Source organism: Kocuria sp. GQ42 (assembly GCF_059758435.1).
Window position 1 is genome coordinate 241,580 of record NZ_JCAXEN010000006.1, and the last position, 16,829, is coordinate 258,408.

Below are 16,829 nucleotides of genomic sequence, written 5' to 3' on the forward strand. Positions count from 1 at the left end.
CACCCATGACTCCCGTCCTGCGCGGCGAATCCCCGTCCGTGGAGCAGCACCCCGGCATCCCCTTCCCGGACGCCGACCTCTTCTGCTTCGCCGCCCTGCTCCCCCCGGAGGAGCGCGCCCGGCTGGCCGACCTGCACACCTTCCTCCAGGAGCAGGTCCGCCCCGTGGTCACGCCCTACTGGAACCGCGAGGAGTTCCCGTCCCACCTGCTCCCGGCGCTGGCCGCCCACGGGCTCGGCGAGCTCGAGCTCTCCGGGGCGAGCCGGCTCTACCGGGGCCTGGCCTACGCCGAGGTCGCCCGGGCCGACGTGTCGCTGAGCGCCCTCGTGGGGATCCACAACGAGCTCATCGTCGACCTGATCGCCGCCCTGGGCTCGGCGGAGCAGAAGGCCCGCTGGCTGCCCGACCTGCGCCGCTTCCGGGCCCTCGGCGCCTTCGCCCTCACCGAGCCCGAGCACGGCTCCGACATCGCCGGCGGCCTGGCCACCACCGCGACCCGGGACGGGGACGAGTGGGTGCTCACCGGGACCAAGCGCTGGATCGGCGCCGGCACGATCGCCGACGTCGCGATCGTCTGGGCCCGGGACACCGCCGACGGGAAGGTCAAGGGCTTCCTCGTGGAGACCGACCGTCCGGGCTGGTCCGCCACCAAGATCGAGCACAAGATCGGGCTGCGGATCATGCAGAACGCCGACATCGTCCTGGACGAGGTCCGGATCCCCGCCGCCGGCGCCCTGCCCGGGGCGCAGGACTTCGCCGCGGCCAACGTGATGCTGCGCAACTCCCGCGCCTGGGTGGGCTGGCAGAGCGCCGGGGTCCAGCTGGCGATCTTCGACGTCGCCCGCGACTACGCCCTGACCCGGCGGCAGTTCGGCCGCCCGCTCGCGAAGTTCCAGCTCGTCCAGGAGCCCCTCGCCCGGATCCTCGGCAACGCCACGGCCGCCCTGGGCCTCATGGCCCAGATCGCCCGGCTCCAGGAGGACGGCGGCTTCGACATGCCCCACGCCGCGCTGGCCAAGGCCACCACCACGTCCCTGGCCCGCGAGTCCGCGGCCCTGGGCCGGAACCTGCTCGGCGGCAACGGCGTGGTCACCGACCACGAGATGGCCAAGCTCTTCAACGACGTCGAGATCCTCTACACCTACGAGGGCACCTACGAGATCAACGCCCTCATCGTGGGCCGCGCCGTCACCGGCGTCTCCGCGTTCGTCTGAGTGCGGTCCCCGCACCACCGTCCGCCCCCACCGCCCCGAGCAGCTCCTCCGGAAGGACCCCGCATGGACGTCACCGACACCTCCGCCCTCGTCACCGGCGCCGCCTCGGGCCTCGGCGCGGCCACCGCCACGATGCTCGCCGGGCGCGGCGTGCGGGTCTTCGGCGTGGACCTCCCGGCCGCGCTCGAGAACGCCCCCGACGTCCCCGGCGTCCGCCTCGTCCCCGCCGACGTCACCGACCGGGAGCAGGTGCGCGAGGCCGTGGCGGCCGCGGCCGCCGCCGGGCCCCTGCGCACCGTGGTCAACTGCGCCGGCATCGGCCCCTCGGCCCGGGTGCTGGGCCGGCAGGGCGTGCACGACCTCGACCTGTTCGAGACCGTGCTGCGCGTGAACCTCCTCGGCACCTTCACGGTCCTCGCCCTGGCCGCGGAGCGGATCGCCGCGACCGACCCCGTCGACGACGACGGCCAGCGCGGGCTGGTCGTCAACACCGCCTCCGTCGCCGCGTTCGAGGGGCAGGTGGGGCAGGCCGCCTACGCGGCGTCGAAGGGCGGGGTGCACAGCTTAGGGCTCACCGCGGCCCGGGACCTCGCGAGCGCCGGCATCCGGGTGAACACCATCGCCCCCGGCGTGATCGAGACGCCCATGCTCGCGGCGGTGAGCGACGAGTTCCGGGCCGGGCTCGCCGCGGGCGTGCCGTTCCCGCGCCGGCTCGGCCGCCCCGGGGAGTTCGCCCAGCTCGTGGCGGCGTTCCTCGACAACGACTACCTCAACGGCACCACCGTCCGGATGGACGGGGCGCTGCGCATGGCGCCCCGCTGAGAGCCCGACCCATAGACTGGGGCCCATGACCACCGACTTCTCGCCCGTCGACCTCGCGACGGCCCGCGACCGCCTCCGCCAGCTGATCATCGACCTCGCCGTGGTGCGGGGCCGGGTCACGCTCGCCAGCGGCATCGAGGCCGACTACTACGTGGACCTGCGCCGCGTGACCCTCCACCACGAGGCGTCCCGCTACGTGGGCCAGGTGATGCTGGCGCTGCTCGACGAGGCCGGGATCTCCTGCGCCGCCGTGGGCGGGCTGACCATGGGCGCGGACCCCGTGGGCCACGCGATCATGCGCACGGCGGGGGACCAGGGCCGGGCCGTCGACACGTTCGTGGTCCGCAAGGCCCAGAAGAGCTACGGGATGGGCCGCCAGGTCGAGGGCCCCCCGGTGCAGGGCCGCGACGTCGTCGTCGTGGAGGACACCTCCACGACCGGCGGGTCCGCGCTCACCGCGGTGGAGGCCCTGCAGCGGGCCGGCGCCAACGTGGTCGCCGTGGCGATCATCGTGGACCGGCGGACCGGCGCCAAGGAGCGCATCGAGGAGACGGCGGGCGTGCCGTGCCTCTACGCCTTCACGAAGGACGAGCTCGGGCTTGACTGACCCCGTCGACGGGACCGGCGCCGCGGGACCGGCCCCCGCGGTGGGCGTCGGCCCCTGGGCGGGCCCGTGGCCCGAGGGGGAGCAGTGGGACCCGGAGCTGCTCGAGCACGGGGACCGGCGCAACGTCGTGGACGCCTACCGGTACTGGACGATGGACGCGATCGTGGCCGATCTGGACACCCGCCGGCACGGGTTCCACGTGGCGGTCGAGAACTGGCAGCACGACCTGAACATCGGCTCCGTGGTGCGCACCGCCAACGCGTTCCTCGCCCGGGAGGTGCACATCGTCGGCAGACGGCGCTGGAACCGCAGGGGCGCGATGGTCACCGACCGGTACCAGCACCTGCGCCACCACGCGAGCGTCGAGGAGTTCGCGGCCTGGGCGGACGCCGAGGGCCTTCAGGTGATCGGGATCGACAACTTCCCCGACTCGCAGCAGCTCGAGACCTACGACCTGCCCGAGCGCTGCGTGCTGGTGCTCGGCCAGGAGGGGCCGGGGCTGAGCCCCGAGATGCACGCCGCGGCCGGGGCCACCCTGTCCATCGCCCAGTTCGGCTCGACCCGCTCCATCAACGCCTCCGCCGCGGCCGCGGTGGCGATGCACGCCTGGATCCGGCGCCACGTCTTCGGCCAGCCGGTCGCCTGACGGGCGACCCGCCGCGTCCACCCGCCGTTCCCCCGTCGTCCCGCGGCGCGGCTTTGGCTAGAGTGGGAGCCAGGCCACACCCGAACCGAAGGAGCCAGCATGCCCATCGCAACCCCTGATGTCTACGCCGAGATGATCGACCGGGCCAAGGAGAAGGGTTTCGCCTACCCGGCGATCAACGTCACCTCCTCCCAGACCCTCAACGCCGCCATCCGCGGCTTCGCCGAGGCCGGCTCGGACGGCATCATCCAGGCCTCCACCGGCGGCGCCGCCTACTGGTCCGGGGCCTCCGTCAAGGACATGGTCAACGGCTCGCTCGCGATGGCCGCCTTCGCCCGCGAGGTCGCGAAGAACTACGACGTCAACATCGCCCTGCACACCGACCACTGCCCGCAGGACAAGCTCGACGGCTTCGTGCTGCCGCTGCTGGAGGAGTCGGAGAAGGCCGTGGCCCGCGGCGAGGACCCGATCTTCCAGTCCCACATGTGGGACGGCTCCGCCATCGAGCTCGACGAGAACCTCAGGATCGCCCAGGACCTGCTGGCCCGCACGAACAAGGCCAAGATCATCCTCGAGGTCGAGATCGGCGCGGTCGGCGGCGAGGAGGACGGCGTCGAGAACGAGATCAACGAGAAGCTGTACTCCACCGTCGAGGACGGTCTCGCCACGGTCGAGGCCCTCGGCGCCGGCGAGAACGGCCGCTACCTCACCGCCCTGACCTTCGGCAACGTGCACGGCGTGTACAAGCCCGGCGGCGTCAAGCTGCGCCCCGAGCTGCTGCAGCAGATCCAGGCGGAGGTCGGCAAGAAGCTCGGCCAGGACCGCCCGTTCGACCTCGTCTTCCACGGCGGCTCCGGCTCCTCCGCGCAGGAGATCGCCGACGCCGTCTCCTACGGCGTGGTCAAGATGAACGTGGACACCGACACCCAGTACGCCTTCACCCGCCCCATCGCCGGGTTCATGTTCGCCAACTACGACGGCGTCCTGAAGATCGACGGCGAGGTCGGCAACAAGAAGAAGTACGACCCGCGCGTGTGGGGGGCCCTGGCCGAGGAGTCCATGGCCGCCCGCGTGGTCGAGGCCTGCCAGAACCTCGGCTCCGCCGGGACCTCCGTCAAGTAGCCGCCCCTCCGCGGTCGCGGAGCACGACGGCGGCGTCCTGCCCGAGCGGGGCGCCGCCGTCGTTCCCGCGCCCGTCCCGCACGCCCCCGCAGTCCCGCGCACCGAAAGGACCACGTCCCCCATGAGCCTCACCGGCAAGAACCTGCTCGGCGGCCCCGAGCCCACCTACCTCACCGAGGACCCGGGCCTGGTCGAGCGCATCGAGGCGGGCGACGAGGCGGAGGACCTCGCCGCGCGCTTCCCGAAGGCCTCCCTCGCGTGGGCCATGTGCGCCGAGGACGCCCTCGCCGAGGGCCGCGTCCTCGAGGGCTACGCCTTCGCCCGCGTGGGCTACCACCGCGGCCTCGACGCCCTGCGCGGCCACGGGTGGAAGGGCCACGGGCCCGTCCCGTTCTCCCACGAGCCCAACCGCGGCTTCCTGCGGGCGCTCGCGGCCCTGGGCCGGGCCGCCGCGGCCATCGGCGAGTTCGACGAGGCCGAGCGGATCCAGAAGTTCCTCAACGACTCGGACCCCACCGCCGCGGAGCAGCTGCAGCGCTGACCCGGCGGCCGCCAGGGCCCGGGGGACGTCGGAGGACGGCTCCCGGGCCCTCGTCGTGTCCGGTCACGACCGTTGTCGGCCGGCCGGAGCGGTGCCAGCATGGAGGCATGGCAGCCCCGCAGACGCCCCTCCCGGAGGGCCCCGGCGTCCAGCGCGTGCTCGGCGTGGTGAACCCCTACGACATGGCCCTCGACCGCGAGATGTGGCGGTGGATGCCCGCGACGACGTCCCTGGCGGTGGCGCGCACGCCGTACCACCCCCTGGTCGTGGACGAGCTCATGGCCGCGCGGATCGGCGACGACGCCGAGATCAGGGCGGCGGCCCGCTCCCTGGCGGCCGTGGGCCCGGAGGCCGTGGTCTACGCCTGCACGTCCGGCAGCTTCGTGCACGGCCGGCGAGGGGCCCGGCGGATCTCCCGGACGATCGCCGAGGAGACCGGTGTCCCGGCCCTCACCACCTCCGAGGCGCTGCTCGAGGCGCTCGACGCCCTGGGCACGACCGCCCTCGCGATCGCCACCCCCTACGTCGAGCGGCTCACGCAGCGGCTGGAGGACTTCCTCGCGGAGGATGGCAGGGACGTCGTCGCCTGCGCGGGCCTGGGGCTGGACCGGCTCATCTGGCACGTCCCCTACGCCGTGACGGCGGACCTCGTCCGCCGGGCGGACCGGCAGGAGGCCCGGGCCGTCTTCGTCGCCTGCACCAACCTGCCCACCTACGACCTCATCGCGCCCCTCGAGCAGGAGCTGGGCAAGCCGGTGCTGACCGCCAACCAGGTCACGCTGTGGGCGGGCCTGCGCCGGCTGGGCCTGACTCCGGAGGGCCCGGGGCAGCGCCTGTGCGCCCTGCCGTCCCGCGAGGCCGAGCTGCGCTGAGCGGGCCCGGGTCAGGCCCGGAAGAGGGCGCCGAGCCGGTCGGCGCGGGCGGGGTGCCCGGCCAGCCGCAGCCCGTGCCACGCCGTCACCTGGTTGGCGGTCAGCACGGGCAGCCCGAGCGCCCGCTCGAGCTCCGGCAGGGCGGTCACCGTGTGCAGGGCCGTGTCCGGGACGAGCAGGCACTCAGCACCCCGGACGTCCGCGGCACGCGCGGCCCCGAGCAGCCACTCGGCGTCGAGGCGCCCGGCGTCCTCGCCGCTGGGGACGCCGTGGGCGGACAGCGCCGTGACCGTGATGCCGTCCCCGGCCAGGAAGGCCGTGAAGCGGGCCGCGACGTCCGCCGGGTACGTCGCCGCCACCGCGACCCGGCGGGCCCCCAGGTGCCGGACCGCCGCCGAGAACGCCCAGGACGTCGAGGAGGCGGGAGCGCCGCCGGCCTCGGCCACCCAGCGGGCCTGGACGAGCGCGCCCTCCCGGCCGTGCACGAAGCCGCCCGACGTGCAGGCCCACAGCACGGCGTCCGGGGCGTGGGCGCGCGCCCGCCGCGCGGCGGGCTCCAGGTGCCGGCGGGCGCCGAGGTCGAGCAGCGCCCCGACGTCGTGCGCGGTGCCGCCCTCCCAGGTGTGCACCACGGGGAAGGCGGCGTCCGGCACGAGGCGCTCCAGCACCGCGTAGTCGTCCTCCGCGCTGTGCCCCGGATAGAGCATGACCACGGTGTGCACGTCGGGGCGCCTCCTCCCGGGAGGGTTGGACGGGACCGGCGAAAAGCCTACAGTTTGATTGTCGACAATCGTAGCGGCCGGAGGGGGTCCCGTGCAGGACGTGCTGGAGCTGTCCGCGCTGCAGCTGACGGCGGCCTACGCCGCGGGCGAGCTGTCGCCGGTCGAGGTCGTCGAGGCGACGCTGCGCGCGATCGAGGCCGTGGACCCGGTCCTCAACGCCTTCTGCCTCGTGGAGGGCGACGAGGCGCTGCGCGGGGCCCGGGACTCGCAGGAGCGCTGGGCCCGCGGGGAGGGGCGCGGGCCGCTGGACGGGGTGCCCACCACGGTCAAGGACCTGCTCCTGGCCCGCGGCCGGCCCACCCTGCGGGGCTCCCTGCTCATCGACGACGCCGGGCCGTGGGACGAGGACGCCCCGTCGGTGGCCCGGCTCCGGGAGGCCGGCGCGGTGCTCGTGGGCAGGACGACCACCCCGGAGTTCGGCTGGAAGGGCGTCACGGACAGCCCCCGCACCGGTGTCACGGTCAACCCCTGGGACACCGCCCGGACCCCCGGCGGCTCCTCGGGCGGCTCGGCCGCCGCCGTGGCGGCCCGGCTCGGCGCCCTGTCGGTGGGCACCGACGGCGGGGGGTCCGTCCGCATCCCGGCCTCCTTCTGCGGGATCGTGGGGCTCAAGCCGACCTACGGGCTGGTGCCCCTGTACCCGGCGAGCCCCTTCGGCACGCTGGCCCACGCCGGGCCGCTGACCCGCACCGTGGCCGACGCCGCCGCGATGCTCGACGCCCTGTCCGGGTACGACCCCCGCGACTGGTCCGCGCTGCCCACCCCCACCGGGAGCTTCCTCGGCCGGCTGGCCGGCCCGGAGCGGGCGGCCGGCCTGCGGGTGGCCTTCAGCCCGGACCTCGGCTACGGCGTCAACGACCCCGGGGTGGAGCGCTCCGTGCGGGCGGCCGTCGGGGTGCTGGCCGAGCTCGGCGCGGTGGTCGAGGAGGTGGAGCTGGGCCAGGAGGATCCCGTGTGGGCCTACCACGTGCTCTGGTTCAGCGGCGCGGCGGCCGTGGTGGCCGGCTGCGGGGCGGGCGCGCTCGAACGGATCGACCCCTCCCTGCGCGCCGCGCTCGAGCGGCACCACGGCTTCACCGCCCAGGACTACCTCGACGCCACGGCCTGCCGCATGGCATGGGGCCGCCGGATGGGCCTGCTGCACGAGCGCTACGACGTCCTCGTGACGCCCACCCTGCCCCGGACGGCCTTCGAGGCCGGCACGGACGTCCCGGCCGGGTCCCCGAGCCAGGACTGGACCAGCTGGACGCCCTACTCCTACCCCTTCAACCTCACCCAGCAGCCCGCGGTCACCGTCCCGTGCGGGCTCTCCGCGGAGGGGCTGCCCGTCGGCCTGCAGATCGTGGGCCCGCGCCACGGCGACCAGCGGGTGCTGGACGCCGCGGCCGCCTACGAGGCCGCGGCCGGCCACGGCGCCCTCCGCCCACCGGCCGCGGCCCGGTCCTCCGCCACGGTGCCGGTGCGGAGCACCCCGTGACCCGCTACCTCACCGTCGGCCTGGAGCGGCGCGCCGTCACCGCCCGCGCCCGGCTCCTGGACCGCGAGGCGCCCCGGACCGCCGAGGCCGTCTGGCGGGCGCTGCCCCTCGCCGGCCAGGTCTTCCACGGGAAGTTCGCCCGCAACGAGATCTACGCCCTGGTCCCGGCGTTCGCGCCCGAGGAGCCGGGGCCCGAGAACCAGACCGTGACGCCCATCCCGGGGGACCTCTGCTACTTCAGCTTCGACGGGGTGCTCGAGAACCCCGCCTACGGCTACGACGCCTCCTCCGGGACCTCCGAGCACCGCCTGCTCATCGACCTCGCCGTCTTCTACGGCCGGAACAACCTGTTGCTCAACGGCGACGTGGGGTGGGTGCCGGGCAACGTCTTCGCCACGATCGAGGACGGCCTCGACGAGCTGGCCGCCGCGTGCCAGGACGTGTGGATGGGCGGGGCCCGGGGCGAGACCCTGCGGTTCGCCCGCGCGGAGGAGCCCTGAGCCGGCCGGCACGGCGCGAACTAGGATGGATCCTCGGCCCGGGCGCCCCGCCCCGGGCCGGACGAGAGATGGAGAGCAGCATGGCAGCCCGGTCGGCCCTTCCCCCCGTGGTCCAGGAGTCGACCCCTGCGCTCATCGCCAGGATCCTGCGGGAGGCCATCGCCGACGGCCGATTCCCGCCCGGGAGCCAGCTCGTGGAGCAGGAGCTGGCCAGGGAACTCAACGTGAGCCGGGGACCCCTGCGCGAGGCCATGCAGCGGCTCACGCAGGAGGGCCTGCTGGTGGGCCACCGCAACCGCGGGCTGTTCGTGATGGAGCTGACCGAGGACGCGGTCCGGGACATGTACCTCGCCCGGGAGGCCGTGGAGTGCGCGGCCGTGCGCCGGATCGTGGCCACGGGCACCGGGCCCCGGGCCGCCGAGGCGCTGGCCGTGCCGCTGGCCGAGATGCGGGCCGCCGCCCCGGAGCCGAACGGGCGCGCGATGTCGGAGGCGGACCTGCACTTCCACGAGCTGCTCGTGGAGCTCGCCGGCAGCCCCCGGCTGCTCGGCATGCACCGGACGCTGCTCACCCAGATCCGGATGTCCCTGACCGGCATGCAGGGGACCTACGACTCCGCCGACGCCCGCCTCCGGGAGCACGCCGAGATCGCCGGGGCGCTCGACGCGCAGGACGCGGACCGTGCGGACACGCTGCTGCGGGCCCACATGCAGGACGGCCTCGAGCGGGTCCTGGGCGCCTGACCGGGCCGCGCCCCTGCCCGCGCGGCGGACGGTGATCCGTCAGGACGCGCCGGGCTCCTCGCCGCGGCCGGGACCGCCGGGCCGGCGCGGACGCCACGTCGGGCGGGGCCAGTCCCGGCGGGGCAGGCGCACGTTCCACTCGCCCGCCCCGGGCAGCCGCCACCCCCGGCGCCGGGCCACCACGGTGACCGTGGCGGCGGTGAGGATCGCCGCGGCCATGCCCCAGTTGGGGTAGCCCAGGCCGTGCAGCACCGCCATCTCGGCGCTGCCGATCACCGCCCCGGTCGCGTAGAGGGTGTTGCCGCCGAAGATCATCGGCACCCGCCCCACCGCGATGTCGCGGATCATCCCGCCGCCCACGGCGGTGATCACCCCGATCATGACGGCCGGCAGCCAGGTCAGTCCCACGTCGAGGGCCTTGCCCGTGCCCGTCGCCGCCCAGCAGCCCAGGGCCAGGGCGTCGGCCACCACCAGCACGCGGTTGGTCCACTTCCCCCGGAACTGCAGGAAGAACGCGATGGTGGCGCCGGCGATCGCCGTGATCAGGTACGCGGGGTTCGTCAGGGCCACGGGGAAGCCGACCTGCAGGAGGGTGTCGCGCAGCAGCCCCCCGCCGAGCGCGGAGACGACGGCCAGGAACGCGAAGCCGACGGGGTCCATCTTCAGCTGGCGCGCCACCACCCCGCCCAGGACGCCGTTGGTCAGCACGCCGAGCAGGTCGACGGCGTCGAAGGCCGCGCTCGGGTCGAGATCCTCCACGGCCACCACGACCACCACCGCCTCTCCCGCGTCACGCCGACGCCCGAGGGTAGCACCGTCTCCCGCGCCCCGGGCCGCGGTGCTCTACTGGACGCGGGAGCACCCGCACGCCGTCCAGCGCCGGCCGCTCGAACGGAACGGCCGGGCCCACCACCAGGAGTCGTCCCATGAGCACCTCACCCACCCCCGACCGACCCTCCCCGCTGCCCGGGACGGGATCCGCCGGAGCGGACTCGGACGTGCCCGGAGCGCGCGCGGCATCCGCCCCCTCCGGCGGTCCGCCGGACGGGCCGGGCGCGGACCCCGGGGGCGTGGCCCGGGCCGTGCTCCCCGCCGTGGGCCCGTGGTCGGACCCCCTGGGACGGGCGGGCTCCCGCTCCGCCCAGGTCCTGCTCGTCGCCGCCGTGCTCGCCGGGCTGACGTGGATCCTGCTCCGCGTGTCGCTGGTGGTGATCTCCGTGCTCGTGGCCCTCATCCTGGCCTCGGCCGTGAGCCCCCTCGTGCGCTGGCTGACGGGCCGGGGCTGGTCGCCCCTGTTGGCCACCGCGGCGGCGTTCCTGGGCATCCTCGCCCTGGTGGGCGGGGTGGTGACGGGCATCGTCCTGGCGGTCCGCAGCGAGTGGGACAACCTCTCGGCCTCGGCCGTGGAGGGGTGGGAGGAGCTGCAGCGCGTGATCATGTCCGGGCCCCTGCCCGTGGACACCGCCTCCCTGGACGCGCTGCTCCAGCGGGCCACCGACTTCCTCACGTCCAGCGCCTTCGCCGGGGGAGCCATCAGCGGGCTCACGGCCGCCACCGAGTTCCTCGCCGGCGTGGTGCTCATGACCGTCGTCCTGTTCTTCTTCCTGAAGGACGGCGCGAAGATGTGGAACTTCACGCTGCGCTGGTTCCACGGCGGGACCCGGGCGCGGCTCGCCGAGTCCGGGGACCGGGCGGTCCAGGTGCTCGGCGGCTACGTGCGCGGCACCGCGGTCGTCGCCGCCGTCGACGCGGTGTTCATCGGGGTGCCCCTGGCCCTGCTCGGGGTGCCGCTGGCGCTGCCGCTGGCCGTCATCGTGTTCATCGGCGGGTTCGTCCCGATCGTCGGCGCCACGGCCGCGGGGATCCTGGCCGCACTGGTCGCGCTCGTGACCAACGGCCCGTGGACCGCCCTGATCGTGGCCGGCGTCGTCGTCGTCGTCAACCAGATCGAGGGCGACCTCCTCCAGCCCGTGGTGATGGGCCGGACCCTGAGCCTGCACGCCATCGTCGTGCTCCTGGCCCTCACGGTGGGCACCATCGTCGGCGGGATCTTCGGGGCCATCCTCGCCGTGCCGATCACCGCGGTGGGCTGGGCCGTGATCCAGGTGTGGAGCGACCGGTACCAGGCGGGGGAGGACCCGGTGCTGGGACCGGACCCGCTCGACCCCCAGGACACCGCCCGGTCCAAGGCGAGCATGGCCGAGCGGTGGAAGTACCAGCGGATGCGCTACCAGCACCGCCCCGGCGGCCGGCTCGGGGCCACGGAGCACGACGCCCGCGGGAGGCCGCACGACGGGCCCGCCCCGGCCGGGGACGAGCCGGACGCGCAGGCCTGAGCGGCCCCGGTGGGCCACGGTGTCACAGGAAGGGGCGCAGCGGCACCAGGACGGTCTCGGCGAACCAGGCCGCGGGGGACCGCTCGTCCCACCGGCCCGCGGTCAGCTCCCGGCAGTTCTCGCTGTCGGCGGCGAAGACCGCCTCCATGTCCGCGGCGACGTCCCGGTCGTGGATCTCGAGGTTCGTCTCGTAGTTGAAGCCCAGGCTCAGCCGGTCGATGTTGGCGGTGCCGACGATCGACCACTGCCCGTCGATCGTCGCGGTCTTGGCGTGGATCATGGCGTGGCGGTAGAGCAGCACGGTGATGTCCGCGGCCAGCAGGGTCGAGTAGAAGCCGCGGGAGAGCCAGTCGGCGAGCACGTGGTTGGAGTCCTCGGGCAGGATGACGCGCACGTCCACGCCCCGCCGGGACGCCTCGATCAGGGCGGAGAGGATCTGCTGGTCGGGGATGAAGTAGGCGGTGGTCAGGTAGATGTGGTCCGTAGCCCGGTGGATCGCGTCGAGGTAGACGCTGCGGATCGGGTACACGAGGCTGGCCGGGATGTTGTTGATCGCGCGCACCCGCGAGTCCCAGGAGCCCGGGTTCACGTGCGGGAGCTTCGGCCGCCGCGCCGAGGGGTGGTTCCACACCGCGGCGAAGGAGTGGCCCAGCTCGAAGGCGGCGGGGCCGGTGAGCCGCACGTGGGTGTCCCGCCACTGCGTGGCGTAGAGCGAGCCGAGGTTGTAGCCGCCCACGAACCCGACCTCGTCGTCGACCACCAGCAGCTTGCGGTGGGTCAGCCCGGTCGCCTGCAGGGGGCTCAGCAGCAGGCGCGGGCGCAGGACGGGGAACCGGAAGACGTGCACGTCCGGGTGGAAGCGGTAGAAGCCGCGGGGCACCACGAGGTTGCCGAAGCCGTCGTACATGACGTGCACCTCGACACCGCGGGCGGCGGCGTCGTTGACGGCGTCCAGGAACTCGCGCCCGACCTCGTCGTCCTTCCAGATGAAGGTCTCCAGCAGCACCCGGTGCCGGGCGCCGCGGATCGCGGCGAGCATGTCCCGGTAGAGGTCCTCGCCGTAGGTGTAGATCGTGGTGCCGGTCTCCGCGACCGTGTGCTCGAACGTGCCCGGGCGCGGGAACCCGGAGCGCCGCGAGCGGCTCCGGCGCTTGATCGCGTCGGTGGCCACCAGGGTGGCCACCACCGCCGCCTGCACGGCCACCATGCCCAGGGCGGAGCGGACGGCGAACGAACGGAGCAGGCGGGGTCCGGAGGAACGAGGAGTTCTCATCCGCGAAGCCTACCCGGGCGCCGTCGGCGGTGCGGGGCGGCCTCAGGCCGTCCGCGCCGCCGCCCGGCCCGCGGCGTCGTCCTCCGCACCGTCCTCCGCGCCGACACCCGTCGACGACGACGGCGCTGCGGTCGTGCCGCCGACGGCCGGGGAGCCGTCGCCCAGGAGCCGGGCCTTCTCGGCCTCGAACTCCCCGGCGGTCAGCGCGCCGCGGTCCCGGAGGTCCGCCAGGAGCGTCAGCTGGTGGGCACGGCCCCCGTCACCCGGCCCCGGACGCGCCCGGGCCGCCGCGAGGCGCTGCTCCTCGGCGGCGCCGACGGACCGGGTGAGGAGATAGACCAGCGGTCCCACGAACGGCAGCAGGACGATCACGAGCGCCCACAGCACCTTCGTCCCGCCCCTGATGTCCTCACGGCGGGTGATGTCGACCAGCGCCACGCCCCAGAGCAGGGCCAGCGGTGTCCAGATCACCAGCAGCCACAGAAACTCCCAGAAGTTCATGAGGTCCTCCCCGGTCCGGCAGGGCTCTCGGCGTCCCCGGGCCCACCTCCAGGGTCCCGCTGCGCCGCGGGCTCGGCCTCACCCGGCGCGGGTGATCCGGGGGACCCGTCGAGGGTCGTGTGCTCCAGGAGGCCCAGCGTTCGGGCGCGGAGCACGGCCTCCCGCCGGGTGCTGACGCCGAGCTTGCGGTACAGGGACTTCAGGTGCGCCTTGACGGTGTTCACCGACAGGTACAGCTCGGCGCCGACCTCCGTGTTGCTCATCATCGTCGGCAGCAGCAGGAGCACGCTGCGCTCGCGGCTGGTCAGCGACTCCAGCACGGCCGGTGCGCGGGCGGGGGTGCTGCCGCCGAGGAGGTCCAGGACGGTCCCGACGAACTCCCGGTGCGTGCCCACCGCTCGCCGGTGCAGCTCCAGCAGTCTCCTGACCCGCTGCCCGTCCACGAGCAGGAAGGGGCGCACGATGTGCTCGGGGGCCGCCACGGCCAGACAACGCCCGAGGCAGGCGTGGGCCTGCACCTCGTCGCGGAGCCGGTCGTGGGCGAGGGCCGCCAGCAGCCAGGCCTCGACGGCGGGTCCTCCGTCGACCTCGGACTCCCGGAACAGGTGCTGCAGCTGCCGCAGGCACTGCGCGGGGTCGTTGGTCTCCAGCAGGGCCCGGGCCCGCAGGACGATCCGGTGCCCGTGCGGGCGCCCCCGGGACGGGGTGGTGACGGGCGGGTCGCCGAGCAGCGCCGGGACGGCGGCGGGCCGTCCCTCCGCCAGGAGGATCTCGGCCCGGACCAGCTCGCACCACTGGGCGAGGAAGTCCGGCATCGCCCAGTCCTGCGTGCTCCCGCGCAGCCGCCCCAAGAGGTGCCGGGCCGCGGTCACGTCCCCCTTCGAGAGCTCGAGCCGCACGCCCACCAGGGCCAGGCCGGTCTCCGCGTAGCGGTCCGGCACCCGGCCCACGCACGCCCTCCCGCGGTCGAGGGCGGCGGCGCAGGCCCCGACGTCGTGCTCCAGGAGCCGGATCACCGCCTCCGCCAGGAACGCCGTGGCCGTCAGCGGGAGGAAGGTCCAGCCGGACTCCTCCGCGACGGCCAGTGCGACGTCCACTTCGCGGCGCGCCTCCCGCAGCCGGCCGCGCATCGCCTTCAGGGCGGCGAGGTTCCCGTGCAGGTGCAGCGCGAGCACCGGGGTCATGGCGGAGCGGTCCGCGAGGGCCGCCACCGTCCGGGTGAGGGTGGTCTCGGCGGCGCCGAGCTCACCGGTCCACAGGAGCCCCATGGCCAGCACCGTGGCCGTGGCGATGCGGTACACGGGGGCGGCCGGGAGCTCCTCGGGGAGCACCTCGTCCAGCTGCCGGATCGCGGTCCTGGAACAGCGGACCTGCTCGGTGGCGTCCGCGTGCATCCACGCCAGAACGGCGTCGAGCGTGGAGAGCACCACCGTGGTCAGCCGGGCGTCCTGCGCGGACAGCCCGGGCAGCAGCTCGCGGGCGCGCGCGGCGTGGGAGGCGACCCCCACCGGGTCGTAGGCGGCGTAGCGCACGGCGGCGACCGCGGCGGCCACCTCGCAGTCCCGGGCGACCAGCTCGTCCGGCACGCCGCTGAGCAGCGCGACGACGGCCGCGCGGTCCGTGCCCAGGACCTCCGCGCCGGCGCTGCGCAGGACGAACCGGGCCAGCGCCGGCCAGTCCTGCGCCGCGCGCAGGTGCCGGGCCGCTTCGAGCAGCTCCCCGTGGGCCGCGAACCAGCCCGCGGCGCGCCGGTGCAGGACGGCCTGCCGCGCGGGGTCCTCCGCCCTGAGCCGGTGGCGCAGCAGGTCGGCGAAGAGGTGGTGGTAGCGGTACCACTCCCGCCGGTCGTCGAGGGCGACCACGAAGAGGTTCTCGCGCTCGAGCCTGGCCAGCAGCCGCTGGCCGTCGCTGCGGCCCGTCAGGGTGTCGGCGAGCTCGCCCGAGACGCGCCGGACCACGCAGGTGTCGAGCAGGAACCGGGTCAGCGCGGGCTCCTGCTGCGCGAGGACCTCCTCGGTGAAGTAGTCGGCGGGACCGCGCTGGTCCCCGGCCAGTCCGCGGACGGCCGCGTCCACGTCCTCGGCGCCCTCGAGGGCCAGCGCGGCGAGACGGAGTCCTGCCGCCCAGCCCTCCGTCCTCGTCAGCAGCACGGCGAGCTGCGGCGGTGTGGGGGCGACCGCGTGGGCGGCGAGGAGCTCCAGGGCCTCGGCGGGGTCGAAGCAGAGGTCCTCGGCGCGGAGCTCCGTCAGCCGGCCGCTCAGCCGCAGCCGCTGCAGCGGCAGGTCCGGGTCGCTGCGGGTGGCGATCACCGGGCGGAGGGCGCCGAGGTCCTTCCGGGCCGCCGCCGCCAGGGTCTCCTCGGCGGGCGAGCCCGCGATGCGGTGCAGGTCGTCGAGCACGAGCACCCGCGGCGCCGGGAGCAGCCCGCAGGCCTCCACCAGCAGGTCGACGAAGCGGGGGTCGTGGGTCGGCGGGGCGCGCAGACCGGCCAGGGCGCTCCCGGGGCCGACGTCGGGCGCGGCCTGCAGGGACGCCAGGACGCGGGCCCAGAGCTGCTGGGGGTCCCGGTCCTCGGGCTCCACCGACAGCCAGGCCACGGGCGGGTGGCGCGGCGCGGCCCACCCCGACAGGAGCAGCGTCTTGCCCGCCCCCGCCGGGGCGGAGACGACCACGGTGCCGGCGGCCACCCCGGCGTCGAGCATCCGCTCGAGACGCGGGCGGCGCACCGTCCTGGCGGGCACCCGGGGGATCGAGGAGCGCGTGGCGGACAGCGGTTCCGGCGGCGGTGGACGAGCCCCGCTCCGTTCGCCCGTCATGCTTGGAGGCTACTCCAGGAGCCCGGATGCCGGAACCGTGTCCGGCCGGCCCGCCGCATCACCCGTCGCGGGTGATGCGGGGCCGGGCCGTGGGCGCGACAGTGGGAGCACCGTCCGGCAGGCAGCGGGGCGCAGCAGGACAGGAGACAGCCATGGTCGTGTCGCTTCTCGTGCGGTGGGCGGTGCTGGCGGGGGCGGTCGAGCTCACCGCGTGGGTGCTCCCGGGCTTCTCCATCGAGGGCGGTCTGCTCTCCCACCTGGTGGTGGCGCTGTTCATCGGCCTCTGCAACGTGCTCGTGCCGCTCGTCACCGCACGGCTGCCCCAGCCCGCGTCCGTCGTGCTGCTGGCGCTGCTCACCCTGGCGGTGAACGCGGTGCTCATCTGGGTCTTCTCCGCCCTGACGGGCCTGCTGGCCGTCTCCGGGCTGCTCGTCGCCGCGCTGGCGGCGCTGCTCATCTCGGTCTTCGCCGCCGTGCTGTCCCTGGTGGCCGACCGGCTCCTGGCAGCGCGCGCCCAGCGCACCGGTCCGGCCCCCGCCACCCGCGGGTGAGGCGCCCTGCAGGCGCCGGGAGGGGC

At 75.0% G+C, this 16,829-nt stretch carries 17 protein-coding genes; 12 read left to right on the forward strand and 5 right to left on the reverse strand.

The features are described from left to right. Positions 1–5: 5 nt before the first annotated feature. From AC6CH6_RS13850 to AC6CH6_RS13880, 7 genes are all read left to right on the forward strand, one after another. The gene (locus tag AC6CH6_RS13850; RefSeq protein WP_498255564.1) at positions 6–1,214 is read left to right on the forward strand and encodes an acyl-CoA dehydrogenase family protein; all 1,209 of its coding nucleotides are present in this window, start codon (positions 6–8) and stop codon (positions 1,212–1,214) included. A gap of 63 nt (positions 1,215–1,277) precedes the next feature. Continuing rightward, positions 1,278–2,036 carry an SDR family NAD(P)-dependent oxidoreductase gene (locus AC6CH6_RS13855; RefSeq protein WP_498255565.1) on the forward strand — a complete coding sequence of 253 codons (759 nt, stop codon included), beginning with the start codon at positions 1,278–1,280 and terminating at the stop codon, positions 2,034–2,036. Between the two features lie 25 nt (positions 2,037–2,061). Further along, complete coding sequence (gene pyrE / locus AC6CH6_RS13860; protein ID WP_017833050.1) at positions 2,062–2,643, forward strand: orotate phosphoribosyltransferase; 582 nt, start codon at positions 2,062–2,064, stop codon at positions 2,641–2,643. After that, positions 2,636–3,289: a TrmH family RNA methyltransferase gene (locus AC6CH6_RS13865; protein ID WP_498255566.1), complete on the forward strand. Its 654-nt coding sequence runs from the start codon at positions 2,636–2,638 to the stop codon at positions 3,287–3,289. The genes pyrE and AC6CH6_RS13865 overlap by 8 nt, the downstream gene beginning before the upstream one ends. Before the next feature lie 99 nt (positions 3,290–3,388). Beyond that, complete coding sequence (gene fbaA, locus AC6CH6_RS13870) at positions 3,389–4,411, forward strand: class II fructose-bisphosphate aldolase (protein ID WP_126346907.1); 1,023 nt, start codon at positions 3,389–3,391, stop codon at positions 4,409–4,411. 121 nt (positions 4,412–4,532) lie between these two features. Next, complete coding sequence (locus AC6CH6_RS13875) at positions 4,533–4,952, forward strand: DUF3151 domain-containing protein (protein WP_017833053.1); 420 nt, start codon at positions 4,533–4,535, stop codon at positions 4,950–4,952. 107 nt (positions 4,953–5,059) lie between these two features. Continuing rightward, positions 5,060–5,824 (forward strand): maleate cis-trans isomerase family protein, encoded by a 765-nt coding sequence (locus AC6CH6_RS13880; protein WP_109221778.1) that lies wholly within the window; start codon positions 5,060–5,062, stop codon positions 5,822–5,824. 11 nt (positions 5,825–5,835) lie between these two features. Here the strand turns inward: AC6CH6_RS13880 and AC6CH6_RS13885 are convergent, their stop codons facing one another. Then, positions 5,836–6,546: a maleate cis-trans isomerase family protein gene (locus tag AC6CH6_RS13885; protein ID WP_498255567.1), complete on the reverse strand. Its 711-nt coding sequence runs from the start codon at positions 6,544–6,546 to the stop codon at positions 5,836–5,838. Positions 6,547–6,637: 91 nt separating this feature from the next. On the opposite strand from AC6CH6_RS13885, the gene AC6CH6_RS13890 reads away from it, so the two are divergent. The 3 genes from AC6CH6_RS13890 (at position 6,638) to AC6CH6_RS13900 (ending at position 9,326) form a co-directional block, all read left to right on the forward strand. Beyond that, positions 6,638–8,083, forward strand: coding sequence for an amidase (locus AC6CH6_RS13890; protein WP_498255568.1), 1,446 nt, complete (start codon positions 6,638–6,640; stop codon positions 8,081–8,083). After that, positions 8,080–8,583, forward strand: a complete 504-nt coding sequence (locus AC6CH6_RS13895; protein ID WP_017833058.1) for a DUF3830 family protein — start codon at positions 8,080–8,082, stop codon at positions 8,581–8,583. The genes AC6CH6_RS13890 and AC6CH6_RS13895 overlap by 4 nt, the downstream gene beginning before the upstream one ends. Before the next feature lie 80 nt (positions 8,584–8,663). Beyond that, the gene (locus tag AC6CH6_RS13900; protein WP_133408960.1) at positions 8,664–9,326 is read left to right on the forward strand and encodes a GntR family transcriptional regulator; all 663 of its coding nucleotides are present in this window, start codon (positions 8,664–8,666) and stop codon (positions 9,324–9,326) included. A gap of 39 nt (positions 9,327–9,365) precedes the next feature. Here AC6CH6_RS13900 and AC6CH6_RS13905 read toward each other — a convergent pair whose 3' ends face one another. Next, positions 9,366–10,103, reverse strand: coding sequence for a trimeric intracellular cation channel family protein (locus tag AC6CH6_RS13905; RefSeq protein ID WP_133408961.1), 738 nt, complete (start codon positions 10,101–10,103; stop codon positions 9,366–9,368). A 149-nt stretch (positions 10,104–10,252) separates the two neighbouring features. Here AC6CH6_RS13905 and AC6CH6_RS13910 point away from each other — a divergent pair, with 149 nt between their 5' ends. Further along, positions 10,253–11,662, forward strand: a complete 1,410-nt coding sequence (locus AC6CH6_RS13910; RefSeq protein ID WP_498255569.1) for an AI-2E family transporter — start codon at positions 10,253–10,255, stop codon at positions 11,660–11,662. 22 nt (positions 11,663–11,684) lie between these two features. Here the strand turns inward: AC6CH6_RS13910 and AC6CH6_RS13915 are convergent, their stop codons facing one another. The 3 genes from AC6CH6_RS13915 to AC6CH6_RS13925 are packed head-to-tail and all read right to left on the reverse strand — an operon-like array spanning position 11,685 to position 16,162. After that, positions 11,685–12,935 (reverse strand): phospholipase D-like domain-containing protein, encoded by a 1,251-nt coding sequence (locus AC6CH6_RS13915; RefSeq protein ID WP_498255570.1) that lies wholly within the window; start codon positions 12,933–12,935, stop codon positions 11,685–11,687. Between the two features lie 42 nt (positions 12,936–12,977). Beyond that, entirely contained in the window at positions 12,978–13,436 is a 459-nt protein-coding gene (locus tag AC6CH6_RS13920; protein ID WP_498255571.1) for an SHOCT domain-containing protein, read from the reverse strand. After that, complete coding sequence (locus tag AC6CH6_RS13925) at positions 13,433–16,162, reverse strand: winged helix-turn-helix domain-containing protein (protein ID WP_498255572.1); 2,730 nt, start codon at positions 16,160–16,162, stop codon at positions 13,433–13,435. Before AC6CH6_RS13925 ends, AC6CH6_RS13920 begins: the two co-directional genes overlap by 4 nt. A gap of 242 nt (positions 16,163–16,404) precedes the next feature. Between AC6CH6_RS13925 and AC6CH6_RS13930 the strand changes: the two genes are divergently transcribed. After that, a complete protein-coding gene (locus AC6CH6_RS13930; protein WP_498255573.1) occupies positions 16,405–16,803 on the forward strand; it encodes a phage holin family protein in 399 nt (132 codons plus the stop codon). Positions 16,804–16,829 lie beyond the last annotated feature (26 nt).

Bases quoted from the DNA above. Each gene is read 5' to 3' on its own strand.
- AC6CH6_RS13850 (WP_498255564.1), top strand. From the start codon at position 6: ATGACTCCCGTCCTGCGCGGCGAATCCCCGTCCGTGGAGCAGCACCCC.
- AC6CH6_RS13855 (WP_498255565.1), top strand. From the start codon at position 1,278: ATGGACGTCACCGACACCTCCGCCCTCGTCACCGGCGCCGCCTCGGGC.
- pyrE (WP_017833050.1), top strand. From the start codon at position 2,062: ATGACCACCGACTTCTCGCCCGTCGACCTCGCGACGGCCCGCGACCGC.
- fbaA (WP_126346907.1), top strand. From the start codon at position 3,389: ATGCCCATCGCAACCCCTGATGTCTACGCCGAGATGATCGACCGGGCC.
- AC6CH6_RS13875 (WP_017833053.1), top strand. From the start codon at position 4,533: ATGAGCCTCACCGGCAAGAACCTGCTCGGCGGCCCCGAGCCCACCTAC.
- AC6CH6_RS13880 (WP_109221778.1), top strand. From the start codon at position 5,060: ATGGCAGCCCCGCAGACGCCCCTCCCGGAGGGCCCCGGCGTCCAGCGC.
- AC6CH6_RS13900 (WP_133408960.1), top strand. From the start codon at position 8,664: ATGGCAGCCCGGTCGGCCCTTCCCCCCGTGGTCCAGGAGTCGACCCCT.
- AC6CH6_RS13910 (WP_498255569.1), top strand. From the start codon at position 10,253: ATGAGCACCTCACCCACCCCCGACCGACCCTCCCCGCTGCCCGGGACG.
- AC6CH6_RS13915 (WP_498255570.1), bottom strand. From the start codon at position 12,935: ATGAGAACTCCTCGTTCCTCCGGACCCCGCCTGCTCCGTTCGTTCGCC.
- AC6CH6_RS13920 (WP_498255571.1), bottom strand. From the start codon at position 13,436: ATGAACTTCTGGGAGTTTCTGTGGCTGCTGGTGATCTGGACACCGCTG.
- AC6CH6_RS13930 (WP_498255573.1), top strand. From the start codon at position 16,405: ATGGTCGTGTCGCTTCTCGTGCGGTGGGCGGTGCTGGCGGGGGCGGTC.